General features: G+C 40.3%; 22 protein-coding genes. 11 read left to right on the top strand and 11 right to left on the bottom strand.

Annotated features, from left to right (window positions below; translation table 11 throughout):
* The first annotated feature begins 99 nt into the window (after positions 1-99).
* The gene (locus K8P02_RS13795; protein WP_002562541.1) at positions 100-1653 is read left to right on the top strand and encodes a sensor histidine kinase; all 1554 of its coding nucleotides are present in this window, start codon (positions 100-102) and stop codon (positions 1651-1653) included.
* Between the two features lies 1 nt (position 1654).
* Positions 1655-2356 (top strand): response regulator transcription factor RprY, encoded by a 702-nt coding sequence (gene rprY, locus K8P02_RS13790; RefSeq protein ID WP_002562540.1) that lies wholly within the window; start codon positions 1655-1657, stop codon positions 2354-2356.
* Positions 2357-2739: 383 nt separating this feature from the next.
* Here rprY and K8P02_RS13785 read toward each other — a convergent pair whose 3' ends face one another.
* On the bottom strand, positions 2740-3186 hold the full coding sequence (locus tag K8P02_RS13785; RefSeq protein WP_002562538.1) for a MarR family winged helix-turn-helix transcriptional regulator: 447 nt from the start codon (positions 3184-3186) through the stop codon (positions 2740-2742).
* 160 nt (positions 3187-3346) lie between these two features.
* Between K8P02_RS13785 and rpsF the strand changes: the two genes are divergently transcribed.
* Genes rpsF through rplI form a run of 3 tightly spaced genes read left to right on the top strand, consistent with a single transcriptional unit; the run spans position 3347 to position 4424 of the window.
* Complete coding sequence (gene rpsF / locus K8P02_RS13780) at positions 3347-3691, top strand: 30S ribosomal protein S6 (RefSeq protein ID WP_002562537.1); 345 nt, start codon at positions 3347-3349, stop codon at positions 3689-3691.
* A 2-nt stretch (positions 3692-3693) separates the two neighbouring features.
* Positions 3694-3966, top strand: coding sequence for a 30S ribosomal protein S18 (gene rpsR, locus K8P02_RS13775; protein WP_002562536.1), 273 nt, complete (start codon positions 3694-3696; stop codon positions 3964-3966).
* A 14-nt stretch (positions 3967-3980) separates the two neighbouring features.
* The gene (gene rplI / locus K8P02_RS13770) at positions 3981-4424 is read left to right on the top strand and encodes a 50S ribosomal protein L9 (protein WP_002562535.1); all 444 of its coding nucleotides are present in this window, start codon (positions 3981-3983) and stop codon (positions 4422-4424) included.
* Positions 4425-4892: 468 nt separating this feature from the next.
* Here the strand turns inward: rplI and K8P02_RS13765 are convergent, their stop codons facing one another.
* Together K8P02_RS13765 and K8P02_RS13760 are read right to left on the bottom strand one after the other, a co-directional pair.
* Positions 4893-5108, bottom strand: a complete 216-nt coding sequence (locus tag K8P02_RS13765) for a hypothetical protein (RefSeq protein ID WP_002562533.1) — start codon at positions 5106-5108, stop codon at positions 4893-4895.
* A gap of 158 nt (positions 5109-5266) precedes the next feature.
* Positions 5267-6940 (bottom strand): long-chain fatty acid--CoA ligase, encoded by a 1674-nt coding sequence (locus K8P02_RS13760; protein ID WP_122201875.1) that lies wholly within the window; start codon positions 6938-6940, stop codon positions 5267-5269.
* Positions 6941-7113: 173 nt separating this feature from the next.
* On the opposite strand from K8P02_RS13760, the gene mtaB reads away from it, so the two are divergent.
* The 3 genes from mtaB to K8P02_RS13745 are packed head-to-tail and all read left to right on the top strand — an operon-like array spanning position 7114 to position 9994.
* Entirely contained in the window at positions 7114-8430 is a 1317-nt protein-coding gene (mtaB, locus tag K8P02_RS13755; protein WP_025866705.1) for a tRNA (N(6)-L-threonylcarbamoyladenosine(37)-C(2))-methylthiotransferase MtaB, read from the top strand.
* A gap of 5 nt (positions 8431-8435) precedes the next feature.
* Entirely contained in the window at positions 8436-9467 is a 1032-nt protein-coding gene (locus tag K8P02_RS13750; protein ID WP_025866706.1) for a glycosyltransferase family 2 protein, read from the top strand.
* 5 nt (positions 9468-9472) lie between these two features.
* On the top strand, positions 9473-9994 hold the full coding sequence (locus K8P02_RS13745; protein ID WP_002562529.1) for a methylglyoxal synthase: 522 nt from the start codon (positions 9473-9475) through the stop codon (positions 9992-9994).
* Between the two features lie 226 nt (positions 9995-10220).
* Here the strand turns inward: K8P02_RS13745 and folB are convergent, their stop codons facing one another.
* From folB to K8P02_RS13725, 4 genes are all read right to left on the bottom strand, one after another.
* Positions 10221-10592 (bottom strand): dihydroneopterin aldolase, encoded by a 372-nt coding sequence (gene folB / locus K8P02_RS13740; protein ID WP_007486953.1) that lies wholly within the window; start codon positions 10590-10592, stop codon positions 10221-10223.
* 63 nt (positions 10593-10655) lie between these two features.
* Positions 10656-11666 (bottom strand): acyltransferase family protein, encoded by a 1011-nt coding sequence (locus K8P02_RS13735; RefSeq protein ID WP_025866707.1) that lies wholly within the window; start codon positions 11664-11666, stop codon positions 10656-10658.
* Between the two features lie 122 nt (positions 11667-11788).
* Entirely contained in the window at positions 11789-14491 is a 2703-nt protein-coding gene (locus K8P02_RS13730; protein WP_025866708.1) for a 4-alpha-glucanotransferase, read from the bottom strand.
* Between the two features lie 635 nt (positions 14492-15126).
* Positions 15127-17664 carry an adenosylcobalamin-dependent ribonucleoside-diphosphate reductase gene (locus K8P02_RS13725; RefSeq protein ID WP_007486959.1) on the bottom strand — a complete coding sequence of 846 codons (2538 nt, stop codon included), beginning with the start codon at positions 17662-17664 and terminating at the stop codon, positions 15127-15129.
* Positions 17665-17949: 285 nt separating this feature from the next.
* On the opposite strand from K8P02_RS13725, the gene K8P02_RS13720 reads away from it, so the two are divergent.
* Positions 17950-18690 (top strand): NADPH-dependent oxidoreductase, encoded by a 741-nt coding sequence (locus K8P02_RS13720; protein WP_007486961.1) that lies wholly within the window; start codon positions 17950-17952, stop codon positions 18688-18690.
* Between the two features lie 53 nt (positions 18691-18743).
* Here the strand turns inward: K8P02_RS13720 and dnaA are convergent, their stop codons facing one another.
* From dnaA to K8P02_RS13705, 3 genes are all read right to left on the bottom strand, one after another.
* Positions 18744-20165: a chromosomal replication initiator protein DnaA gene (dnaA, locus tag K8P02_RS13715; RefSeq protein ID WP_002562523.1), complete on the bottom strand. Its 1422-nt coding sequence runs from the start codon at positions 20163-20165 to the stop codon at positions 18744-18746.
* A gap of 348 nt (positions 20166-20513) precedes the next feature.
* Positions 20514-21407, bottom strand: a complete 894-nt coding sequence (locus K8P02_RS13710) for an MlaD family protein (RefSeq protein WP_002562522.1) — start codon at positions 21405-21407, stop codon at positions 20514-20516.
* Between the two features lie 9 nt (positions 21408-21416).
* The gene (locus K8P02_RS13705) at positions 21417-22652 is read right to left on the bottom strand and encodes an N-acetylmuramoyl-L-alanine amidase family protein (protein WP_025866709.1); all 1236 of its coding nucleotides are present in this window, start codon (positions 22650-22652) and stop codon (positions 21417-21419) included.
* A 146-nt stretch (positions 22653-22798) separates the two neighbouring features.
* Between K8P02_RS13705 and K8P02_RS13700 the strand changes: the two genes are divergently transcribed.
* The gene (locus tag K8P02_RS13700) at positions 22799-23692 is read left to right on the top strand and encodes a bile acid:sodium symporter family protein (protein WP_002562520.1); all 894 of its coding nucleotides are present in this window, start codon (positions 22799-22801) and stop codon (positions 23690-23692) included.
* Positions 23693-23739: 47 nt separating this feature from the next.
* A complete protein-coding gene (locus K8P02_RS13695) occupies positions 23740-24504 on the top strand; it encodes a class I SAM-dependent methyltransferase (protein WP_025866710.1) in 765 nt (254 codons plus the stop codon).
* Positions 24505-24660: 156 nt separating this feature from the next.
* Here the strand turns inward: K8P02_RS13695 and K8P02_RS13690 are convergent, their stop codons facing one another.
* The gene (locus tag K8P02_RS13690; RefSeq protein WP_025866711.1) at positions 24661-25179 is read right to left on the bottom strand and encodes a methylated-DNA--[protein]-cysteine S-methyltransferase; all 519 of its coding nucleotides are present in this window, start codon (positions 25177-25179) and stop codon (positions 24661-24663) included.
* Between the last annotated feature and the right edge of the window lie 164 nt (positions 25180-25343).

Here is a 25343-nt window from a genome sequence, read left to right as displayed (position 1 = left end):
ATGAGCTAAATATTACCTTTCGGTTAATTTACGAGAATGTACGATTAAAATAGGTTAATGTGTTAGGTATGTTAATTAGGGAGTGTTAATTTTGTTGCTATGAAAAAGTCAACAATCTGGATATTAGGTATTGTAATGGGTCTTTCCTTCCTCGGATTACTTTACTTACAGGTAAGTTATATAGAGGCAATGGTGAAGATGCGCAAAGAACAATTTGATAACTCTGTGCGTAATAGCTTGTATCAGGTATCAAAAGATGTGGAATTTGCGGAAACCGACCGTTGGCTGAGGGAAGATATTACTGAAGCGGAACGGAAAGCGCTGACCGCTTCCTCTTCTATGCAAGGGGATGATTTGGTGCAGCAAACACAGCGATTTACGGTGAAATCACCGGATGGAAGAATAATGACGGACTTTGAATTAAAAGTAATGACTAACAAACCGTCAGAGTTGCCCAAGATGATGATTTCGCGCAGACATGGTGGAAATACGATTCCAAAAACATCGAAATCTTTGCTCGATGCAGTTAAGAATCGGTATATGTATCAGCGGGTTCTGCTCGATGAAGTTGCACTGCAAATGGTTTACCGTGCCAGTGACAAGTCGATAGGCGAACGCGTAAGATTTAAAGATCTGGACGACTACCTGAAGTCGGCACTTCTTAATAATGGAATAGAATTGCCTTATCACTTTACGGTGGTCGATAAAGATGGGCGGGAAGTATACCGCTGTGCGGACTACGAAGGGAAAGGAAATGAGGATTCATATACTCAGCCGCTTTTCCAGAATGACCCGCCGGCTAAAATGAGTATTGTAAAGATACACTTTCCCGGGAAAAAGGATTATATCTTTGATTCGGTGAGTTTTATGATCCCGTCAATGATATTCACTTTAGTACTGTTGATAACGTTCATCTTTACTATATATATAGTATTCCGTCAGAAGAAGCTGACAGAAATGAAGAATGACTTTATCAATAATATGACGCATGAGTTCAAGACACCGATATCAACCATCTCATTGGCGGCACAGATGTTGAAGGACCCTGCGGTGGGTAAGTCACCACAGATGTTCCAGCATATATCGGGAGTGATCAATGACGAAACGAAACGGCTCCGCTTCCAGGTGGAGAAAGTGCTTCAGATGTCAATGTTCGACCGTCAAAAGGCGACGCTCAAGATGAAGGAAATTGATGCTAACGAACTGATAACAGGGGTGATTAATACGTTCACTTTGAAAGTGGAACGATATAATGGTAAGATTACATCGAACCTTGAGGCCACCGATCCTGTTATATTTGCAGATGAAATGCATCTCACGAATGTGATCTTCAATCTGATGGACAATGCGGTGAAATACAAGAAACCGGAAGAAGAACTGTTGCTGAACGTCAAAACCTGGAATGAACCGGGTAAACTGATGATTTCTATACAGGACAACGGTATTGGTATAAAGAAAGAAAACCTTAAAAAGGTGTTCGATAAGTTCTATCGCGTGCATACAGGTAATCTGCACGATGTAAAGGGCTTCGGATTGGGATTGGCCTATGTGAAGAAGATTATTCAGGACCATAAAGGAACCATTCGGGCAGAGAGCGAATTGAATGTAGGAACTAAATTTATAATTGCATTACCTTTATTAAAAAATGATTGATATGGACGAGAAACTGCGTATTTTATTGTGCGAAGATGATGAAAATCTTGGCATGCTTTTAAGAGAATATTTACAGGCAAAAGGTTATTCTGCTGAGTTGTATCCCGATGGGGAAGCTGGTTATAAGGCTTTCCTGAAGAATAAATATGACTTGTGTGTGTTTGACGTAATGATGCCTAAAAAAGACGGATTTACTTTGGCACAGGATGTGCGTGCTGCCAATGCCGAAATTCCTATTATCTTCCTGACTGCAAAAACACTGAAAGAAGATATTCTGGAAGGATTCAAAATCGGTGCGGACGATTATATCACCAAGCCGTTTAGTATGGAAGAACTTACTTTCAGAATCGAAGCTATTCTGAGACGTGTACGCGGAAAGAAAAATAAAGAAAGTAACATCTATAAGATTGGTAAGTTTACCTTTGATACTCAGAAGCAGATTCTTGCTTCAGAAGGAAAGCAGACGAAACTGACTACCAAAGAATCTGAGTTACTTGGCTTGCTTTGTGCACATGCCAACGAAATCCTGCAACGTGACTTCGCTTTAAAGACTATCTGGATTGATGATAACTACTTCAATGCACGTAGTATGGATGTGTACATCACTAAATTGCGTAAACACCTGAAAGAAGATGACTCTATTGAGATTATCAACATTCATGGAAAAGGATATAAATTGATTACTCCCGAAGTTGAAAACTAAGGAAGGAGAAAAAACGAAACTAAAAAAAGGGCCGGAAATATTCATTTCCGGCCCTTTTTTTAGTTTCGTTAAATATTAATCTGCTATTTTCTTATTAATGATAATATAAGAAACAAGACCTAATACTACCAAGAGTATCGAAGTTCCCAAAATAGTATTGTTATTTACATTACCAGTCAGGGAGCAGGCGATCAGAATAATTACTCCGACCAAAATTAATATTAATCCTAAATTCTTTAATAAGACTTTCATGTGTGTGTATTTTAATAGATTATTTTATTCCTGGTCACAAATTAAAGCATAATTCTTTAACGGGCGAAATTATTTATGCAAAAAAACTATTAATCAGCGTAAATAGTCTGTTTTTACATACTTGCCGATACTTAATCTTTCGTATTGAAGAATATTTTTCTTAAGACTTCCTGACTTACGCTTAACTCTTCTACAGTGATGCCCTGTAGAGCCTCCATAAGGGTACGATTAGCTATAATACGTGCTTTTTCCTCCAACTCCTTACCGGTTTTGGTTAAGTGGATGAGATTGGTACGGCGGTCTTTTTTGTCTGAAATGCGGACAACCAAATGTTGGCGTTCCATATTATCTATCAATCGGGTCATACTGGGTTTATCTTTAAAAGTTGCATTACACAACTCTTGTTGTGTAACTCCGTCTTTTTCCCAAAGAAAAATGAGCACGGTCCACTGTTCGGGACTGATTTCCAAACCGCCCTGACGGAAGTTACGATACAGTTTCCGGTTTATAGCCGCGGAAACCTTACCATTGAGAATGGCAAAAATAAGCCGGATGTCAAAGTTAAATTGTTCTATCATGAAATTATTGTTTCAACAACTTTGCAAAGGTATAGCTCTTCTGTGTAAATTCCTATCTTGTGATACAAAAAAAGATTAAATGTTTGTAGTTCACAATAAAATGCCTAACTTTGCACCCGCATTTTTAAATCAAATAATTTATTTATTTAATTAAACGAGTATGAATCAATACGAAACCGTTTTCATTTTAACTCCCGTTTTATCTGATGTTCAGATGAAGGAAGCGGTAGAAAAATTCAAAGGTATCCTTCAGGCTGAGGGTGCTGAGATTATCAATGAAGAGAACTGGGGACTGAAGAAATTGGCTTATCCTATTCAGAAGAAGTCTACAGGTTTCTATCAGTTAATCGAGTTCAACGCAGACCCGACTGTTATCGACAAGTTGGAGTTGAACTTCCGTCGTGACGAACGTGTTATCCGTTTCTTGACTTTCAAGATGGATAAGTACGCTGCAGAATATGCTGCAAAAAGAAGAAGTGTTAAATCAAGCAAAAAGGAGGATTAATCATGGCACAACAAGTTCAATCAGAAATCAGATATTTGACTCCGCCTTCAGTAGACGTTAAGAAGAAAAAATACTGCCGTTTCAAAAAGAGTGGTATTCGTTATATCGACTACAAAGATCCTGAATTCTTGAAGAAATTCTTGAATGAACAGGGTAAAATCCTTCCGCGCCGTATCACAGGTACTTCTTTGAAGTTCCAACGTCGTATTGCGCAGGCTGTGAAGAGAGCACGTCACTTGGCATTGTTGCCTTATGTAACTGACATGATGAAATAAGAAGGAGGAAAAGTATGGAAATTATATTGAAAGAAGACGTAGTAAACTTGGGTTATAAGAATGACATCGTAACTGTTAAGTCTGGTTATGGTCGTAATTATTTGATCCCGACTGGAAAAGCTATCATCGCTTCTCCTTCCGCAAAGAAAATGTTGGCTGAAGACCTGAAACAGCGTGCTCACAAACTTGAGAAAATCAAGAAAGATGCTGAAGCAATGGCTGCTAAATTGGAAGGTGTTTCTTTGACTATTGCAACTAAGGTTAGCTCTACAGGAACTATTTTCGGTTCTGTAAGTAACATTCAGATTGCTGAAGCGTTGGCTAAATTGGGTCATGAAATTGACAGAAAGACAATCGTTGTAAAAGACGCAGTAAAAGAAGTTGGTTCTTATAAAGCTATCGTAAAATTGCATAAGGAAGTTTCTGTAGAAATTCCTTTTGAAGTAGTTGCTGAATAAGATTTAGAACTTACTAAATATAGAAAAGCCTGATCTCGAAAGAGATTAGGCTTTTTTTATGTGCCAAGGTCAGGGGGGATGTTTGCTTAAAAAGCAACTATCTCTTTTAAAGATTTGCAGGATGGGGTGGAAGAAAAGTGTTGTTTGTCTGTAATTGCTTGATATTCAATTTGAAAACAATCTAATGTATCCGATATAAAGAATAGTATTTAATAGGGTATTAAATAGGTACTTTTGTGTACCCAAAAAACGTACTTTTAAGTATGAAAAGTACGTTTTCTTATAATGAAGAGTTTCTATATCTTGGGGAATTGTTAATGGTGTTAATATGGAATGCTTAATATGGGGTTGCGCATTTGATTGAGTGTTTGTTGAATGTGTTTTTTAAGTGTCAGATGGAAGTATAAGGTACAAAAAAAGTCTGTTCGTGTTTTACACGCCAGACTTTCAATTCTCTCAGAGCTAAAATTATTCAGCTACTACAGTTTCTGTTACTGTTACGCTATCAACAGTTACTGTATCCATTGCCGCTGCTGCTTCAGCTGCTGCTGCTTCTACTGCTGCGATTGAGTCAGCGATACGGATAGAATCTGCTTCTGCTTTTGCTGCTTCAGCTGCTTTGTTTCCACAAGATGCGAATGATACTGCTGCGATAGCTGCGAATACTAAAACTAATTTTTTCATTTTCTTTGCTTTTAAAATCTGTAATACAATCAATTGCTTATTAAAACGCTGCAAAGATATGTACTTTTAGAATACGTTGTTCTCGAAAAGCCAACTTTTTTTATATTTTTTTTTGAAGTATACTTTCTATTTGTCTCACAACATGTTTTAAAACATACCTAATTCACTGCTATACTATTATATAGATAGCGTTTAATACTTCTCTTAGGTGTTTTTTCAAATTCTGTTGGGTAGAGTTGTATTTGACTTATCTTCTCATAGTTGGCTACAGTTGCATTCAGATTCTTTAGATTTTCATCCATGATGGTTTTTAAATTGTCCGGTTGATTGAGGCCTAATGAATCTAAAGACTCGTAATCTGCATATACAAGGGCTACCAACTTCTTATTTCTTTCAATAACAAGACTTTCGAGAATGAAAGGCAGGTTATTTAGTTTGGCTTCGATTTCCTCCGGGAATATATTTTGTCCGCTCGAACTTAAAATCATCGTTTTCAATCGTCCGCGAATGAAGATATTGCCATTGGCATCCATGGTTCCCAAGTCACCTGTGCGCAGCCAGCCGTCTTCGGTGAATACTTCCTTGGTAGCATCCGGATTTTTGTAATAACCGGTCATAACATTCTCACCCCGTACTTGGATTTCTCCTGTTTCAGCTTCGGGATTTTCTTTGTAAATGCGTGCTTCCATAATGTCAAGTATCTTACCGGAAGAGGTAGGGATAAATTCATTCCATGGGGCATAACTGATGAGCGGACCGCATTCTGTCATTCCGTAACCAATAGTAAATGGGAATTTGATCTTGTGAAAGAATTCTTCTACTTCCGGGTTCATAGCAGCTCCGCCAATGATAATTTCTTTGAAACGTCCTCCTAATGCATCGATCAGCTTTTTGCGAATCTGACCATAAATCTGGCTATCAAGTAAGGGGATACTTAATGCCCATTTCATACCTTTTTTATTAATAAGAGGCTGGATCGTGTTTTTGTATATCTTTTCGATAACGAGCGGAACAGTGATTATCAGATTGGGTTTTACTTCCTCGAATGCTTTCATTATGATCTTCGGAGAAGGGGTTTTGCCGAGCAGGGTGACGTGCGTACCTACAGCCGTAGCCGTCAGAAAATCGAACGCACAGCCATAAGCATGTGCTAACGGAAGGAAGGAGAGTACTTTATCTCCTTTTTTCAGTAGTTCGGTGCGGATTCCGAAGGTGACATTTCCTGCAAGATTGTTTCCTGTCAGCATGACACCTTTACTGAAACCTGTGGTACCGGAGGTATAGTTCAGCAACATGACTTTATCGTTGGAAAGCGTGGTATATTGCACATCTTCCCGGTGGAATCCTTTGGGGTATGCACGGTGCATTTCATTGTCCAGATGTTTGACGAATTTCTGTATCGTTTCACCGTCACGCTGATACAGACAACGGAAGTCAGTAAGCGAGAATACACCGCGGAGTCCGGTCAGTTTTTCTTCTTCGAGATTGTCCCAAATGGTATCGCTGGTAAAGAGAAAAACAGATTCCGAATGGTTCACAATATGATGTACGTCGTTCGGGTTGAAGTCCTGAAGAATCGGCACGATGATGGCGCCATAGGTGATTGTTGCCATATAAGCGATGCACCATCGGGCATTATTTTTTCCGATAACGGCTATTTTGTCACCACGTCGGAGGCTACAATGTCTGAATAATAGATGAAGGCGGGCTATCTCTTCGGCCACTTGCCCGTATGTGTAACCAGAGTCCTCGTCATAGTCGGTATAACAAGGCAGGTCCCAGTTTTCTTGAAAGCTATTCTCGTATAGCTTAATAAAATTCTCTTTTATCATTGCACGTTTTTTAGTGAATTGTGCAAAAATAGGAATAATAATTTAATTAGGAATCAAAAAATAGTAATTAAAGTCTATGAAGGGTTGAATCCTTTAGTTGTTAATTCCTAATTTTTAATACTTAATTCTCATAGATTGTGTAACTTTGCATCCAATATGCGTTTGTTAAAATTATGATAGATACCACTGTATTTCAGGATAAGACAGCTGTTTACTATACTTTAGGCTGTAAATTGAACTTCTCAGAGACTTCGACTATTGGTAAAATCCTGCGTGAAGCAGGTGTGCGTACGGTGCGTAAAGGCGAGCGTGCGGATATTTGTGTGGTTAATACATGTTCGGTAACAGAGATGGCTGATAAGAAATGCCGGCAGGCTATTCATCGGTTGGTGAAACAGCATCCGGGAGCTTTTGTTGTGGTGACGGGATGTTATGCGCAGCTTAAACCGGGCGATGTGGCGAAGATTGAGGGAGTTGATGTTGTGTTAGGTGCTGAGCAAAAGAAGGACCTGCTTCAGTATTTGGGCGATTTGCAAAAGCATGAAGCCGGAGAAGCGCATACAACGGCTGCAAAAGATATTCGTTCGTTTGCACCTTCATGCTCACGCGGAGATCGTACCCGCTTTTTCTTGAAGGTACAGGATGGCTGTGATTATTTCTGTTCTTATTGTACGATTCCCTTTGCCCGTGGGCGGAGCCGGAACGGAACGGTTGCTTCTATGGTAGAACAAGCCCGTCAGGCTGTTGCCGAAGGTGGAAAAGAGATTGTACTTACAGGTGTGAATATTGGTGATTTTGGTAAGACTACCGGAGAGACTTTTTTTGATCTGGTGAAAGCACTGGATGAAGTGGAAGGCATTGAGCGTTATCGGATTTCTTCCATAGAACCCAATTTGCTGACGGATGAAATTATTGAGTTCGTATCCCATTCCCGCAGATTCATGCCACATTTCCATATACCCTTACAGTCCGGATCGGATGATGTACTGAAGTTAATGCGGCGGCGTTATGACACGGCTTTGTTTGCTTCCAAAATAAAGAAGATCAAGGAAGTGATGCCCGATGCCTTTATTGGAGTAGATGTAATTGTGGGTACACGTGGTGAAACGGATGAATATTTTGAAGATGCCTACCGCTTTATTGCCGGATTGGACGTGACCCAGCTGCATGTATTCAGTTATTCGGAACGTCCCGGTACACAGGCTTTGAAGATAGATCATGTGGTGGCTCCCGAAGAAAAACATAAGCGTAGCCAAAGATTGCTAACTCTTTCGGACGAAAAAACGCAGGCTTTTTATGTCCGTCACATCGGGCAGACAATGCCTGTACTTATGGAAAAGACCAAGGCGGGCATGCCGATGCATGGTTTTACGGCCAATTATATCCGGGTAGAAGTGGAAAATGATCCTTCGTTGGATAATAAAATGGTCGATGTGTTGTTGGGAGAGCTTAATGAAGATGGTACAGCGTTGAAAGGCACTATTCTATAAAGACTATGAAAAAGATATCTGTTGTTATATTAAACTGGAACGGTTGTGACATGCTCCGCTCTTTTCTTCCGTCGGTGCTTTGCCATTCCGATAGGGATGATGTAGAGGTTTGTGTGGCCGATAATGGCTCTACGGATTCTTCGGTCGCCATGCTTCGGGATGATTTCCCAATGGCTCGTTTGATCTTGTTGGAAGAGAATCACGGCTTTGCAGAAGGATACAATCTTGCTTTACAAAAGGTGGATGCGGAATATGTGGTTCTGCTTAATTCGGATGTAGAAGTAACGGAGAATTGGCTCGAACCACTTGTCAGCTATATGGATGCTCATCCTGAAGTAGCTGCCTGCCAGCCCAAAATACGTAGTTGGCGACAGAAGCAGATGTTTGAATATGCCGGTGCAGCCGGTGGATACATAGACCGTTACGGCTATCCTTTTTGCCGGGGACGTGTGATGAATGAAGTGGAAGAGGACCGGGGACAGTATGATACGATTACTCCGGTATTTTGGGCTACGGGAGCAGCTTTGTTTATCCGCCGGGCGGATTATATGGATGCAGGTGGACTCGATGCCCGCTTTTTTGCCCATATGGAAGAGATAGATCTTTGCTGGCGGCTTCGCTCACGCGGGAAGAGTATTGTTTGTATCCCTCAAAGTGTTGTCTATCATGTGGGGGCGGCAACGCTGAAAAAAGAGAGCCCGCGGAAGACTTATCTCAATTTTCGTAATAATCTTGTCATGCTTTATAAAAATCTTCCTCCACAGGAGTTGAATAAGGTGATGCGCGTACGGGCTTTTCTCGACTATCTAGCCGCCCTTCAATACTTACTGAAAGGGCAGTTGGATAATGTAAAGGCAGTGTTTCATGCACGGAGTGAATATAAACGGCTTCGTTCTTATTTCTTGAAAGCCCGTGAAGAAAATCTGAGAAAAACTTATGTCGATTCTATTCCCGAACGAATAAAAAGCAGTATCTTGTGGCAGTTTTATGTGAAGGGACGGAAACGTTTCTCCCAATTGTCTGACTTTAAAGGATAACGCAAATGGAAAAAAAGTTAGTAAGGAAAATAGGTCTTGTGGCACATGATGCCATGAAAAGAGATCTGATTGAATGGGTGCTCTGGAATTCAGAACTGTTGATGGGACATAAGTTCTATTGTACGGGAACGACCGGTACGCTGATTCTTGAAGCATTGAAAGAGAAACATCCCGATGTTGAATGGGATTTTACGATTCTGAAATCCGGTCCGCTGGGAGGTGACCAGCAGATGGGTTCGCGTATTGTGGACGGAGAGATCGATTATCTGTTCTTCTTTACCGATCCGATGACGCTGCAACCACACGACACGGATGTGAAAGCATTGACCCGTCTGGCCGGTGTGGAGAACATTGTATTCTGCTGCAACCGTTCTACAGCTGATCATATCATATCAAGTCCTCTGTTTATGGATCCCGATTATGAACGGACTCATCCCGATTATTCCGGCTATACGAAGCGGTTTGAAAACAAACCGGTAGTGACCGAAGCCGTAGAATCAGTAAAGAAACGAAAGAAAAAGAAATAGTGCTTCCCGCACGGGGAGGTTCGGCAGGCGATGGGGGACTCAAAAATGGGTTCCCTTCTGCGTTATCCCCGTGCTGAATTCAATTGATTTTTGACTGACATTCCCGGCTCCGGGGAACAGCTTCCTCCCCGGAGCCGAGGACACTCCTCCCCGGAGCCGAGGATATTCCTCCCCGGAGCCGGGGAAAAGTACTCAATGATGGGGTGAAATTCTTCCTCATTATCTCTCATGCTCTGGTGCAAAACATCTCCACACCTGCCGCATCAATATCTGCTCCCATGGGTGGATTCCGTTTGGACAACTTTATTTCTACTTCTTCAATGGCAGGAAAATCCCGGAATAATCTTTCTGCAATACGTCCGCATACATGTTCCAACAGCTTGGAGGGGATTCCCATTTCTTCTTTCAATAGGGTATATACGTCGGCATAACTCACAGTATCCTCTACTGCATCTGTCGTAATGGCGTGTGCGAAGTCGACTTTTAATCTCAGATTGATATAAAACTCATTCCCCACAATCGTTTCTTGTGTAGCTACTCCGTGATGGGCAAAGAAGAGTATATTCTCTAAATGTATATAACTGGCGTTTATATTCATGACTGTATTTAGGCTTGAAAAGATGAATACTTTTACAAAGATACAACAAACCGGATAGAACTCTTACCTGATTCTTATCAAATCTTTCTGCGCCACCACCTGGGGCATTACTTTCAGGAAGAAAGGCGTTACGGCAATGCAGATGCCCAATGTTATGAATAGTAGTGTGAAGGCTAATGCCCATTCGTTATGAATATACCGTGATACGAGTTGACCGGAAAAATGAAGTATCGGTGCGTGAATACCAAGCGTGATTACCGAATAACGTCCTAAGTAAGAGACTACAGGTATGTGCTTCACCCTCTTGCACAGCAACATAATCATAAAGATACCGGCAAAAGCGGCTATATAGAACTGGAAGATATTGCCATGATAACTGTTGGTACGCATCCCTGGGGTGAAAGCAACGAAATACATGATGGCAAGTGCGGCAATGATAAACAGCGGGATCAGCTTGTCGAGCCGATGCGGAAAGAGAAAGAAATTGTAACGGCGTATCCAGAAACCTGCAACGTAGAATGGCAGAGCTGTCATGGCCACATCTATATACAGTGGCAGCTCAAAACGGTATTTTCCCATAAAGAAACCGATTGCTCCGATGAGTAGAGTGAGGGCAAATACCAGTTTCAGGTGTCTGTCTCGTAAGAAATGGAGTAAATAGAATAGAATATTACAATTGAACAGTGCAATCAGAAACCAGATAGGAGGATTGAACTTGATTAAATCGTGCCTGTGAAACACAACAAGTAATTCACTCCATTGTACCGGCAGATGAAATACACCGGGGGCTATTTTCCATACGACATACTTTAGCAGAAAAGCTCCGACATAAAAAAAAGTGAATGGGATAAGTAGCTTGTTGATTTTACGAAGGAAGAAACCTGAGAAGCCTTCATAAGATTTAAAGAAGATACCGGATATGAAGAAATAAAGCGGCATGCGGAAACAAGATACCATGGAGTCTTCATCAAACTTGGTAAATGCTCCGCCAATGTGGGCCATAACTACCAGAATGATGCAAACGCCTTTGGTGAGGTCTACAAAGTCAATGCGTTTGCTTTTGTTATCTTCCATTGTTGTGTTTGTCTCATTTTATGGCCGCAAAGATACAGGATATCTTGATAATAACAACGCCTCTCCCGGATTGATTTAATAGGGAGAGGCGCTTTTTATGAAAATCAGGAGATGACAGGAGTTTATTTTTCCGGCTTTCTTCCTGTCTGTTTAATCAACTCTTTTATTTTCTCGTTCAGGCTTTCTGCTTTCATCAGCTGTTCCAGCGTCAGATGCATGCGATAGCGCCAATAGTGCCGTGGGTTGGCAGGTATATTGATACGTTCTTCCTGTACGTTTGGATTACGCCATTTTCCATCTATTGCCAACCAGTCCTGCAAAGAGAGGATACAGAGGATGGAATTACTGTACAGGTGGTTGCGGACTACTTCCTCGCACAATTCCGGAGTAGCTACTGCCGGAGCAGCGCCGTAATGACCAAGCATGGTGTTGTAGTAACGCTGTGTCTGCTGATAATCTTCTTCCCACCAGCCACGTAAAGTAGACATGTCGTGCGTTGAGATGGTACAGACAGAACGGTACGGATATTCATTCAAATGACCGAATTCATAAGTTGGATTCTTTGGCATGCGCTGTATCTCAAGACTGAGAATACGCAGGTCATTCATTACCCAAGGGACGCAGTCGGGGATCATGCCGAGATCTTCACCGCATACCAACATACGGGTAGATTGTGTCAACTGTGGCAACTTGTTCATTGCTTGCTGCTGCCAGAACTGGTTATGGCGATGATAGTAATACTGATCGTACAAACGGTTGAAGGCAGCTTTTTCCCAGTCGTTCAGCGAACGGTAGATAAAGTCGTGTTGTACGCTGATACGCGGGTGGTATTTATCTGCTTCCTGACGGTCGGGGACAAACAATACATCACTGATCAGTGCGTACAGTCCGTCACGAATCCATATACTATCCTCGTCTGTTTTTCCGGCAAAGAAGGCTTCTACTTTACGTTGCGTGTCAAACTCATCACGCATACGGTATACCTCCCAGGTATCAGTTGGCTCGATAAATGTCTGTTTTACATAATCGGTGTGTGGTCCGAACACTTGTCCTAAGAAATATTCGTGTATATAAGGTTTCAGGAATTCTTCACGGAAAGGAAGTCCATAACTTTCTATCTCTTCCCGGCTCATTGGCAGGGCGGGTACAAACTGTCCTAATAGTCCGTGAACGGCATGCATCGGTATTTCCCAGATACGGAAGAAACCTAAAATGTGGTCGATACGGTAGGCATCGAAGTATTCCGCCATTTTACGGAAACGTTTCATCCACCAGCTGTAACCATCTTGTTCCATAACATCCCAGTTATAGGTTGGGAATCCCCAGTTTTGGCCGTTTACAGAGAAGTCATCGGGTGGGGCACCGGCTTGACCGTTGAGGTTGAAATAGTAGGGCTCCGTCCAGGCTTCCACACTGTTACGGCTGATACCGATAGGAATGTCACCTTTCAGTACTACCCCGTTTTCGCGGGCATATGTAGTCGCTTCAAGCAATTGCAGATGTAGGTTGAATTGGATATAGAAATAGATTGAGATAAAGGGATAATCGACAGCTCCCGGTTGGCACATCTTTTCTATCTCCTCTGCGTTGTATACGTTATGGCGGGGCCATTCGCGGAAGTTAGGCGTTTTGAAAGCATCGCGCAGATAACTGAATACAGCGTATGGTTGCAACCACTCTTTGTTGGCTTCAAAGAATTTCTTGAATGCCTTGGAAGCTAACACCTTTTCACCTTCCTGGCAGAAGATAAGACGGAAGTATTCCCACTTTGTCTGATTCACTGCTTCGTAGTCAATTGTAGAAAGTGCATTCAGCTCTTTCTGCTTTTGATTAAAGGCGGCAGCTGCTTCTTTGTCTTTCAGTGTACCCATCTTTTTGAGATCGGCATACATGGGGTGAAAAGCATAGATAGAGATACTGTTGTACGGATAAGAGTCCGTCCAGGTGTGAGTCATCGTCGTATCGTTAATTGGCAGGATCTGTACTATTTTCTGGTTCGTACTTACAGCCCAGTCAACCATGCGTTTCAGGTCTCCGAAGTCTCCTACGCCAAAGCTCTTATCTGATTTTAACGAGAATACGGGCACAGCAACGCCGGCACCTTTCCATGCGGGGATATTAAAATAGACGTACCGGTCGGAGATGACAAGCGTTTCGTTCGCTTTCAATTCCGGGTTAGCCATATAGCGATTTGGATTATTTTCCCATGTTTCGGCACGTTTCTCCTTTTTATTGTAGAGAATGAATTTGTATTCCAGCGGGAATTTAAGTTTGCTTGCATCCATCTCAGCCTGCCATTCTGGGAAATTGATATCACTCATTAACAATGCTTTGTCAGGATTCCAATCGCCCAATACTTTCTGATTGCCGCAGATAGCCACACAATAGTCTTCGTTGATGCGTGGAGCATATGCTTTTATCACTAAGCTTTTTTTGTAACTTTGAGGTACGCCTGCTCTACTGTGATGTGCCAGCAATGATTCGGTAAAAGCTGAACTATAGAAGTACTGCTGTTCCGGAAGATTCTTCCAACAGTCATTGATGCAGTATCTTTTCTTACTGTCATCTGTTAGATATAGGCGGCGGGGAAAACTGTTCCACTCATTGCGGACCACTTTTCCGTCTTGCCAGATGAGATAACTATAGTTCACAAATTTTTCATTAGGGACTTGTATTTCAGTCTCTGCTGTCCAGTGAATTCCATCTACAGTGCGAAGGGGAATGGAGTATTCGGGATTGTCTTCTCCCAATTCGGGGATGGAGCCCGTGACTCTTACTTCTTCTCCCCAGCTGGTACGATATTCAATATTAAATGATACTATCATATATATTAGATTTTGATTATGAACGATTGATTATGCAAGTATAAGACATTCTTTTTATATATTGTGTATCTGAATTCTTAGAAGTAATTTAAAATGTTATGCAAACGTTTGTGTTGGGATGTACTTTTCTTTTGCCTTGATGCAAAAGAAAAGATCAAGGCTGCATTTTTTCTCCTACTCACTTCCTTCGTTTCGCTAAAGGGGCTCGAACTCGCTTCGCTCAGACAATCGTCCCTTTTTAACGCTCCGCTACGGGCATTCGCTTAACGGAGAAAAAATGAGGCCGCAGCGGTTATGGCAGGACCGGGGGGATTTGGGTTATGTTTTGAGATCCTATTTACATATAGAACTTTAGAACCTATTTATCTTTTATTCTGTAACAGATAGCAAATAAATCGCTCCATAATTTAATCTCATTCATACTATATTAGTGCATTCCTGCCGAATGGTTCCTCGGCCTCATTTACGTAGCGTTAAACAAAACTCCGGCAAAAAGCGTCAAAGGGGCGATTGTCTGAGCGAAGCGAGTTCGAGCCCCTTTAGCTTTTTACCGGAGTTTTGTAGCGAAGTAAATGCAGCCTTGATCTTTTCTTTGGTTCTTTCTTTTGCATCAAGGCAAAAGAAAGAATATCAATTTACCCACACCTTGAAGCCCCACACGTCGTACATATCAGGCATCCTTCCTGATAAACCAGTGTTTCGTTTCCGCAGTTCGGGCACTTCTTGCCTTTGGCTTCCGTACCATCCTGGATATATTTCTTCAATGCACGTTCCACACCGTTTTTCCAGGTATTGATATTTTCACTATCCAGTTGCAGCGAACCTACCAGTTTGATAACCTGTTCAATTGGCATTCTGTAACGAAGCACTCCGGAAATCAGTTTTGCATAGTTCCAGTATTCCTTGTTAAACTTCTCGGACAGACCTTCGATTGTCATCTTATATCCGCGCTTGTTCTCGAACTGGAAATCATAGCGTTTGTTTCCGTTTTCGTCTACATTCTTAATAATACGTCCGCAAACGACACTCTTCGGAATGAAGATACCTTCATCATCATCCTGCAGACCGGTGAATATTTCATAAGGGTGTCCATCGAGCAGACCTACCAATGCTACCCATTTCTCTTTATTATTCTGGAAACGTACTACGTCGGCTTCCAATACAGATGGGCGGGTTTCGACTACAGTAGGTGGTTTGCAGGGAGGCAGACCCTCTTTCTTTTCTGGTTTGGCAGAGATCAATACTCCTGAACGTGATCCGTCACGGTATACTGTACAACCTTTACAGCCCGATTTCCAAGCTTCCACATACAAACGGTTTACGAGATCCTCGTCTACATCGTTCGGCAGATTAATCGTTACACTGATGGAGTGGTCTACCCATTTCTGGATACGTCCTTGCATCTTTACCTTCATTAACCAGTCTACGTCGTTAGAAGTAGCTTTATTATAGGGTGATTTGCTTACCAGTTCGTCGACTTCCTCCTGAGAATAACGTTTAGCTGGGTCGTATCCGTTAGCTTCCATCCAGGTCACAAACTTATGATGGAATACGATATATTCTTCAAAAGCATCTCCTGTTTCGTCTACAAAGTCAACATGGACATTGGTATCGTTCGGATTTACTTTTCTGCGACGTTTGTATACAGGCAAGAACACAGGCTCTATACCCGAAGTTGTTTGCGTCATCAGACTTGTTGTTCCGGTTGGAGCAATAGTGAGGCAAGCTATGTTACGGCGTCCATACTTTTTCATTTCTTCGTACAGTTCCGGATCTGCTTCACGCAAACGGTTGATGAATGGGTTATTCTTTTCGCGTTCTGTATCGTATATTTCAAAAGCACCACGCTCTTTAGCCATTTCTACTGATGAGCGGTAAGCGCAAAGAGCCACAGTCTTGTGAACTTCTTCGGAGAATTCCGTAGCTTCTTCAGTACCGTATCGCAGACCCAATGCGGCAAGCATGTCACCTTCAGCTGTAATACCTACACCGGTACGTCTTCCCTGACCGCTTTTCTTATAGATCTTTTCCCATAGTTCGCGTTCGGTACGTTTTACTTCACCATTTTCAGGATCTTCGTCTATCTTCTTCATGATACGCTCAATCTTTTCAAGTTCAAGATCGATAATATCATCCATGATACGCTGTGCAAGTGCCACATGTTTCTTGAACAGATCGAAATCGAAGTAAGCATCCGGCTTGAACGGATTAACTACATATGAATAAAGGTTGATAGCCAACAAGCGACAAGAATCATAAGGGCATAAGGGGATTTCGCCGCACGGATTGGTCGAAATGGTTTTGTATCCTAAGTCCGCATAACAATCGGGTACAGACTCACGAATAATTGTATCCCAGAACAATACACCCGGCTCTGCAGATTTCCATGCATTGTGCACTATCTTTTTCCATAAGGTAGAAGCGTCAATTTCTTTAGTGGTGGTTGGATTGGCCGAATCAATCGGATACTGCTGTATGTAAGGTTGCTCTTCTACTGCGGCCTGCATGAATGCATCGTCCAGTCTTACGGAAACATTCGCTCCGGTTACTTTTCCTTCCGTCATCTTGGCATCAATGAATGCTTCTGAATCCGGATGTTTGATAGATACGCTCAACATTAATGCGCCCCGACGTCCGTCCTGTGCCACTTCGCGGGTGGAGTTAGAATAACGTTCCATGAAAGGAACCAACCCGGTGGAAGTCAGTGCCGAGTTTTTTACCGGAGAGCCTTTAGGACGGATATGTGAAAGATCATGACCTACACCTCCGCGTCTTTTCATTAATTGTACTTGCTCTTCGTCAATTTTGATGATGGCACCATAAGAGTCGGCTGCACCATCTACTCCAATTACGAAACAGTTGGATAATGAAGCTACTTGATAGTCATTGCCAATACCTGTCATTGGGCTACCCTGGGGAACAATGTATTTAAAGTGGTCGAGCAGATTGAATAACTCTTCTGCACTAAGCCCATTTGCGTACTTGGCTTCAATACGTGCCACTTCATTTGCAATTCTCCAATGCATGTCTTCCGGAGATTTCTCGTAAATATTTCCGAAAGAATCCTTGACTGCGTATTTGTTTACCCAAACTCTAGCAGCAAGTTCGTCTCCTTTGAAATAATGTAAAGATTCTTTAAAGGATTCTTCGTAAGAATAAATTTGTTTTTCCACGTTGGTATGTGTCTTAGATTACTTTAATAAATAAGAAAATGTGTAGAAGCTTACTTATCATTAACAAACGTGCTGCAAAGCTATGAATGTTTTTTGGTATATCAAAATAAAAATGAGATAAATTGCTGACTGGCTGCAAGTTTTCCATTTCTAAATGGTAAGCTATTGATAAACAATAAAATGATTGTTTTGTTCGATGCTTGAAGTTTTCCAAAAAGAAAATTAATCTATTTAGTGTAAATAGCAAAATAAAAATTCTTTTTATATCTTTGCAGGAAAAAAGATATGATTGAGACCGTTAAGAACAGAAGAACAATCAGAAAGTACTTACAAAAAGATATTTCATCTGATTTGTTAAATGATTTGCTTGAAGCTTCTTTTCGCGCTTCTACTATGGGAGGAATGCAGTTATATAGCGTTGTTATCACACGTGACAGCGAAATAAAAGAAAAACTCTCTCCTGCACACTTTAATCAACCAATGGTGAAAGGAGCACCGGTAGTACTTACATTTTGCGCAGATTTTCGCCGTTTTACAAAATGGTGCGAACAGCGTAAAGCAATACCGGGATATAATAACTTGATGTCATTTATGAATGCGGCGATGGATACATTGCTAGTAGCACAAACTTTCTGCACATTGGCAGAAGAAGCAAGATTGGGTATTTGCTATTTGGGTACTACTACCTATAATCCACAAATGATTATTGATACCTTGAAGCTTCCGGAACTTGTTTTCCCGATTACTACAGTGACGGTAGGTTATCCCGATGGTATTCCTGCTCAAGTAGACCGGTTGCCTTTAGAGGCTGCTATTCATGAGGAATATTATCATGATTATACGGAGAAGGATATTGATAAACTGTATGCTTACAAGGAGTCGTTGCCTGAAAGTAAACAATTTGTAGAAGAAAACCGGAAAGAAACGTTGGCTCAGGTGTTTACAGATGTCCGTTATACAAAAAAGGATAATGAGTTTATGTCTGAGAATCTGTTGAAGGTATTGAAACAACAAGGATTTATGTAGGCAATAAAAAAGAGAGACAATACTTATAATTGATACTGTCTCTCTCTTTTTATCTAATTTCCTTTCTTTTTTAGTAATGCTTCTATATTCTCCAGATCAGAACGGAAGCTTTTGTCCACTTCGCACTGTCCTTTTACGGTTTTACAGGCATGGAGTACGGTTGCATGATCTTTATTGCCAATAAACTTGCCAATCTTTGAAGTAGAGAAATCTGTATGTGTTTTGGCTAGATACATTGCTACCTGACGAGCTTGTACCACTTCTCTTTTTCGTGATTTAGTATGGATGGCAGTAGTATCTAATCCAAAATGTTTGCATACCACATTGATGATATCATCAATACCAATGCTTTTAGCCTCATTACGAACAACGCCACGTACAATGTGTTGCGCCAGATCGAGATCTATTTCTTTATTGAAGATAGTAGAACGCGCCATGATAGCAATAACGATACCTTCAAGGTCGCGTACGCTCTCATTAACATTCTCTGCAATATATTCAATAACTTCAGGAGGGAACTGTAAACCATCACGATGAATTTTATTACGCAGAATATTTTTACGTAATTCTACTGTTGGCTTTTCAAGTTCAGCCACCATTCCCCATTTAAAACGGGTAAGAAGGCGTTCTTCCATTCCTTGTAATAATACGGGTGCCCGGTCGGAAGTAAGAATCAATTGCTTGCCGTTTTGGTGCAGGTGATTAAAAATATGAAAGAAAGTATTCTGCGTTTTGGTAACGCCTGCAAATTCTTGAATATCGTCAATAATCAGTACGTCGATTGTCTGGTAGAAGTTGATGAAATCGTTTGTAGTATTATTACGAACAGAGTCGGTATATTGTACCTGAAAAAGATGTGCTGATACATACAATACTCTTTTCCCAGGATACAGTTCTTTTATTCTTGTTCCGATGGCATTGGCTAGGTGAGTTTTTCCTACCCCTGATGCACCATGTAAGAACAAGGGGTTGAAGGCAGTACCAGCTGGATTTTGAGCTACGGCTTCAGCAACACTTCTCGACAGTTTGTTACTGTATCCTTCAATGAAGTTTTCGAAATTATAGTTGGGGTTTAAATGTGGGTCCAGATCTTGTGGTGCCGGAGCATGTAATAGGTTCGGTGCTTTATTGCCACTACCACGAATTACACTTGTTTGTGGCACGGCTATAGAGCGGTTGCTGGCTTCAAGATTTACCGTTTTATTCGGTATTGAAGTCCGGTCTACCATTACATTATACATTAACTTGGTTCCTTCGCCTATGACTTTATATAAAGTCTTTCGTAACAAGTCCACAAATTTATCTTCCAGAAATTCATAGAAGAACTGGCTGGGTACTTGTACGATTAACGTTTTGTCCTCATATTTTAATGGTACGATGGGAACAAACCAAGTTTTATATGTCGATTCGGGAACATTGTCTCTAATTATTTCAAGACAGCGGTTCCACAGCCCGACATGATTGGATTCACTCATAATGGCTATAATACATTTATTAATTAAGCAAAACTTCTACGTTTGCAAAATTGGGAATCTTATTTGAGAAAAACAAATCTATTTTTTCTTGTATTTCTCACTGAAAGAATAATGCCTTTACTTTCAGATACTTATGATCCTTCGATAAAATAGTCCCATTGTTGGTACTATTGCTTTTTTATAATATTCTGTCTGTGAGAGTGTTATAGTATTATCAAAGGAGTAAGATATTTAAATAAGCATTTCTATATTTTATTTCTTTCAGTCTGTCTATGCACTTTTCAAAGCTTTTAAGACTTGTAATTGAATACGACGCTATTTAGATAAAATCTATATAACGCTAATTTCTTACTTATCTTTCTTTCCGAATAAAGAGAAGTGCACATACCGTTTGGGGTGTTCTTTTAAGTCCTCAAGTAGGCTTGCAGCATTAGCAGTTGTTGCATTCAGATTGTTATAAAATTGTGGATCGTTTAGTAACAATCCTACTGTATTGTCTTTGCTGTTTAGCTTTTCTGTAACCATTTTTACGTTGGCCAGTGTTTGTTCAATTTCTTTGAACGTAGCAGCATAATCAATTTCCTTCAGGTTTCCACTAATAGTAATAAAGTTATCTCCGATTGTATTTAGTTTACCTGTTAGCTGTGGAATATCACGTCCCATTAATACCTTTAGTTGTCCACTTGCTACTTCAAGATTAGCAGCAGTCTTTTCTACAGAGTGTAGTGTAGCGGGAATGCTCTGATTATTCAGAATGTTATTTAAAGAGATCATAATGGAATCCAGTTTCGGCAACATTTGTTCTATCTGCGGCATGAGTGCAGCTACGCTTTCCATCATACCGTTGTTCAATTTACCTGGAATAGTGTCTCCTACTGCATATTTTTCCCGGGGATTGTTTGCCAGAAGGATATTCATTCTTACTCCTCCCATCAATTCGGATACCAATTCGGCAGAACTTCCTTTAGGGATGCGGAGCTCTGTATCCAATTCTACTTCTACTATTACATTTTCAGCTTGGTTATAATCATAATAAATGTCACGTACAATACCGACGCGTACTCCATCAGCGAAAACGGGGCTTGATTTAGCCAATCCGTTTACATTCTGAAATTTTACATAGAAATAACTTGAAGGTTTGAACATATTGATTCCCTTCAGATAGTTGATACCGTAAACGAGTATACACAGGGCAATGATTCCCGCTATTCCTATTCTGACTTCTTTTGTAATGTATTTCATTTCTGTTCTCTATTTATTTCGTTTCTTTTTAAACTCTGCAATTGCTGCGTTAATATTCATTTTTTCTCCATCCCGGAAAGCTATAATAAAAGCATCCTTAAACTTATCTGTAATAGCACGTTTATTTCTTAATACTTTATTATAATCGGTTGAGGCTCCATAAGTGTACTTATACAATCCTTTTTCTTTATAATAATCTACGTCTTTCAATCCCTTTAAACGTTTATCGTTTTTGGTCAGCGGACTTGACGAAGTTAGTATCTGTATTTTAAACGTTATTTCTCCACTATTTGTTGCACTTTCTACTGTGATAGGACGTTGCTGTGGTTTGGCTTGTGCTACCAACTCCGTTTGGTCTGGTGCACTGTCTGGTTTTTCTTCTTTAGGCTGTTGGGCTGCCAGTTCGTTCTCAGACATCTCTTCATCATCAGGGATGATGGTACGGCTGACACCTGTCAGACGAATCTCATGTTCTTTTTTATAAGTAAGAAAAGCACGATAGATTCCTTTAGCTAATGTACCGGTTCCTTCTTCGGAGTTGAGATAGCGCTCTTCTTCAGGAGTTGAAATAAAACCCAGTTCTACCAGAATACTTGGCATAGCGCTTGCTTTTAGTACAAGAAATCCGGCTTGGTGTACTCCGCGATCTACACGCTTGCAGGTATGGCGGAATTGTTTTTGTATCAGGGAAGCCAAATGTACACTTTGCTCCATATATTTATCCTGCATAAATTCAAAGATGATATACGACTCAGCCGAGTTGGGGTTAAAGCCGGCATAACGGGTTTTATAATCACTTTCGTAAAGGATTACTGAATTCTCACGTTGTGCAACAGCGAGGTTAGCGTCCGATTTGGCAAGACCGAGCGTCCAGGTTGATGCGCCTTTAGCGGTGCGATTATTGGCTAATGCATTGGTATGTATGGAAATAAACAGGTCGGCTTTGGCATTATTAGCTATTTCTGCACGACGATTCAGTGGGATAAATACATCTTTAGTGCGGGTAAAGATTACTTTCACGTCATCACAGTTCTTTTTGATCATGTTTCCCAGTTTTAATGCAACGTTCAGGTTGATATTCTTTTCTTTAGAAATCTTACCTACGGCTCCAGGATCATGCCCGCCATGCCCGGCGTCAATTACGACAACAAAGTCTTTTGCCCATGAATTACTGATACAAAGCGGGGAGCTAAGTAGCCAAAGGCAAATGAATGTATATAATATGTAGTATCTATGACGTCTCATTTTATTGGAATGACGATGCAAATGTAGCAGAATTTTGCTGAAAACTTACTATTCACTATTAAGTTTTGTATTTTTTTCCATATTTCATGGGTTTATTTCCATGATTCGTTGTTACTTTGTGTTTTGAAATTATAAATGATATAGCGATGCTTAAGTTCCTGAAGAATTGGACGTTGCCCATTGCCATGTTGGTGGGGGCCATTGGTTATCCATTATTTATCACTCTTTCTTTCTTGACTCCGGTACTTATTTTTACCATGTTACTACTCACTTTTTGTAAGGTGTCTCCTCGTGATTTAAAGCCGAAGCCTCTACATTTATGGTTACTTTTGATTCAGATTTTTGGGGCTATTGCTGTTTATTTACTCTTTTTCCGTTTTAATAAAATTGTAGCAGAAGGAGCAATGGTTTGTGTTATTTGCCCTACAGCTACTGCGGCTGCTGTTATTACTTCCAAATTGGGTGGGAGTGCTGCCAGTTTGACTACTTATACATTGATTGGTAATATTGGTACTGCTATTGCTGTTCCGGTTTTGTTTCCATTGATTGAGGCGCATGCTGATATTAGTTTTTTTGATTCGTTTTTGTTGATATTGAGTAAAGTTTTTCCTTTATTGATTTGTCCTTTTTTAGTTGCATGGTTTTTACAACGTTTTGTACCTCGCGTACACCGTACGTTGTTGAATTATCATGAACTGGCATTCTATCTTTGGGCTGTATCTCTTGCTATTGTTACTGCACAGACTCTCTCTTCTTTAATTAATGATCCGGCAGATGGGATAACTGAAATCATGATTGCTCTCGCAGCTTTGGTAGTTTGCTGTCTGCAATTCTTTTTTGGAAAAACACTCGGTAGTTTGTATAATGATCGCATTAGTGGCGGTCAGGCGTTGGGGCAAAAGAATACCATTTTAGCTATTTGGATGGCTCACACATATTTGAACCCTCTTTCTTCCGTTGCTCCGGGAAGTTATGTTTTGTGGCAGAACATTATCAATAGCTATCAGTTGTGGAAAAAGAGAAAGAAAGAGATTGAATAGTAAGTGTAAATTTTTGATAGTTAATTGTTTATAATATGGGAGACAAGATGAATGCAGATTATAAGGTAGGTGATTTGATTTATGACGCAAATATTTATGATGGATTAAACACCTTCCTGTCTGATTTGCAATTTTACAAAAAGTGGTTGCCGGAAAATAAGGATGATAGGAGGATACTTGAACTCTGCTGTGGCACAGGCAGACTTACGCTTCCGATAGCAAAGGATGGATACAATATTTGTGGGGTTGATTACACTTCATCCATGCTTGAACAGGCAAAGGCAAAAGCTTCTGAAGCAGGATTAGAGATTAATTTCATTGAAGCAGATATTAGAACATTAAACTTGCAGGAAAAATTTGATTTTATTTTTATCCCATTCAATTCAATCCATCATTTATATAGAAATGAAGATTTATTTAAGGCGTTAAAGAGGGTTGAGAGTCATCTCAAAGAAGGGGGTTTATTTTTGCTTGATTGCTTTAACCCTAATATTCAATATATTGTTGAAGGCGAAAAAGAACAAAAAGTAGTTGCTGAATACACAACCAGCGATGGAAGAAAAGTATTGATAAAACAAATAATGCATTATGAAAGCGCAACCCAAATAAATCGTATCGAATGGCATTATTTTATAAATGGTGAGTTTCATTCAATCCAAAATATGGATATGAGATTGTTTTTTCCTCAAGAATTAGATTTATATCTGGAATGCGCTGGATTTAATGTTCTTCACAAGTTTGGAAGTTTTGAAGAAGAAGCCTTTAATGATAATTCGGAAAAGCAGATATACGTTTTATCATTTAATAAATGACGTTACCAATTTTAGGTGTATCCTGGAGCAGCATTTGTTGCAGACAAAACATTTTAATGTTAGAGAGTCCGCTTGGGCTGATGTGAGAAAAAGTATTATACGAAATCTACCTGAAAGCATTGCGATATTGTCTACATGGGCAATGGATAGTGATTCTTACAGTAGGTATTTTATGCCTGCTTCTAATTCTAATAATATCTTTTTGGCTGCGAGCCCACCACCATATCCGGTTAATTTGTGATTGCTGCCAATAACACGGTGGCAAGGGACAAATATGGAAATGGGATTTGCACCATTGGCTGCTGCTACTGCACGGATGGCCTTAGGATTGTTTAATCTTTGCGATAGTTTTGCGTAAGATATGGTTGTTCCGTAAGGAATATTAAGTAATTCATTCCATACGGCTTTTTGAAAGTCTGTTCCGATAAAGGCTAATGGAATATCAAATGCAGTTCTTTTTCGAGAGAAATATTCATCTAATTGCGCCATTGCTTCCGTTATTATTTCAGAATTTCCTATTTCATATTTAGCATGTAGTGTGTTCTGTAGTCGTTTGTCAATTACTGCTCTACGTTCCTCATTCATCCAATCGCACATGCAGAGCTTCTCTTCAAAAGATCTAAGTATTAACTTCCCGCATATGGATTGATAGTATTGTATTTGAATTGTTTCCATATTGCTATGTGTCTATAATTGTTGTTTATTAATTGTTTGATGGGAGGGAGTATATGCTGTCCTTTAAGGTTTCGCTTTGTTTCATTAAGTTGAGAATTTTGTTTCAACCTATTGAGAAAGATTTCTCAATACGGTGAGAATTTAGTTTCAATGCGTTGAGAATA

Origin of the sequence: Bacteroides nordii, from assembly GCF_019930665.1 — a bacterium.
GTDB classification, from domain to species: Bacteria; Bacteroidota; Bacteroidia; order Bacteroidales; family Bacteroidaceae; genus Bacteroides; species Bacteroides nordii.
This window is presented reverse-complemented; position numbering and strand designations above follow the sequence as displayed.

Bases quoted from the DNA above. Each gene is read 5' to 3' on its own strand.
- folB (WP_007486953.1), bottom strand. From the start codon at position 10,592: ATGAATATAAACGCCAGTTATATACATTTAGAGAATATACTCTTCTTT.
- K8P02_RS13705 (WP_025866709.1), bottom strand. From the start codon at position 22,652: ATGAGACGTCATAGATACTACATATTATATACATTCATTTGCCTTTGG.
- rpsF (WP_002562537.1), top strand. From the start codon at position 3,347: ATGAATCAATACGAAACCGTTTTCATTTTAACTCCCGTTTTATCTGAT.
- K8P02_RS13700 (WP_002562520.1), top strand. From the start codon at position 22,799: ATGCTTAAGTTCCTGAAGAATTGGACGTTGCCCATTGCCATGTTGGTG.
- K8P02_RS13785 (WP_002562538.1), bottom strand. From the start codon at position 3,186: ATGATAGAACAATTTAACTTTGACATCCGGCTTATTTTTGCCATTCTC.
- mtaB (WP_025866705.1), top strand. From the start codon at position 7,114: ATGATAGATACCACTGTATTTCAGGATAAGACAGCTGTTTACTATACT.
- dnaA (WP_002562523.1), bottom strand. From the start codon at position 20,165: ATGAGTGAATCCAATCATGTCGGGCTGTGGAACCGCTGTCTTGAAATA.
- K8P02_RS13795 (WP_002562541.1), top strand. From the start codon at position 100: ATGAAAAAGTCAACAATCTGGATATTAGGTATTGTAATGGGTCTTTCC.
- K8P02_RS13690 (WP_025866711.1), bottom strand. From the start codon at position 25,179: ATGGAAACAATTCAAATACAATACTATCAATCCATATGCGGGAAGTTA.
- K8P02_RS13730 (WP_025866708.1), bottom strand. From the start codon at position 14,491: ATGATAGTATCATTTAATATTGAATATCGTACCAGCTGGGGAGAAGAA.
- K8P02_RS13735 (WP_025866707.1), bottom strand. From the start codon at position 11,666: ATGGAAGATAACAAAAGCAAACGCATTGACTTTGTAGACCTCACCAAA.
- K8P02_RS13710 (WP_002562522.1), bottom strand. From the start codon at position 21,407: ATGAAATACATTACAAAAGAAGTCAGAATAGGAATAGCGGGAATCATT.
- K8P02_RS13745 (WP_002562529.1), top strand. From the start codon at position 9,473: ATGGAAAAAAAGTTAGTAAGGAAAATAGGTCTTGTGGCACATGATGCC.
- rprY (WP_002562540.1), top strand. From the start codon at position 1,655: ATGGACGAGAAACTGCGTATTTTATTGTGCGAAGATGATGAAAATCTT.
- K8P02_RS13765 (WP_002562533.1), bottom strand. From the start codon at position 5,108: ATGAAAAAATTAGTTTTAGTATTCGCAGCTATCGCAGCAGTATCATTC.
- K8P02_RS13750 (WP_025866706.1), top strand. From the start codon at position 8,436: ATGAAAAAGATATCTGTTGTTATATTAAACTGGAACGGTTGTGACATG.
- rpsR (WP_002562536.1), top strand. From the start codon at position 3,694: ATGGCACAACAAGTTCAATCAGAAATCAGATATTTGACTCCGCCTTCA.
- K8P02_RS13695 (WP_025866710.1), top strand. From the start codon at position 23,740: ATGAATGCAGATTATAAGGTAGGTGATTTGATTTATGACGCAAATATT.
- K8P02_RS13760 (WP_122201875.1), bottom strand. From the start codon at position 6,940: ATGATAAAAGAGAATTTTATTAAGCTATACGAGAATAGCTTTCAAGAA.
- K8P02_RS13720 (WP_007486961.1), top strand. From the start codon at position 17,950: ATGATTGAGACCGTTAAGAACAGAAGAACAATCAGAAAGTACTTACAA.
- rplI (WP_002562535.1), top strand. From the start codon at position 3,981: ATGGAAATTATATTGAAAGAAGACGTAGTAAACTTGGGTTATAAGAAT.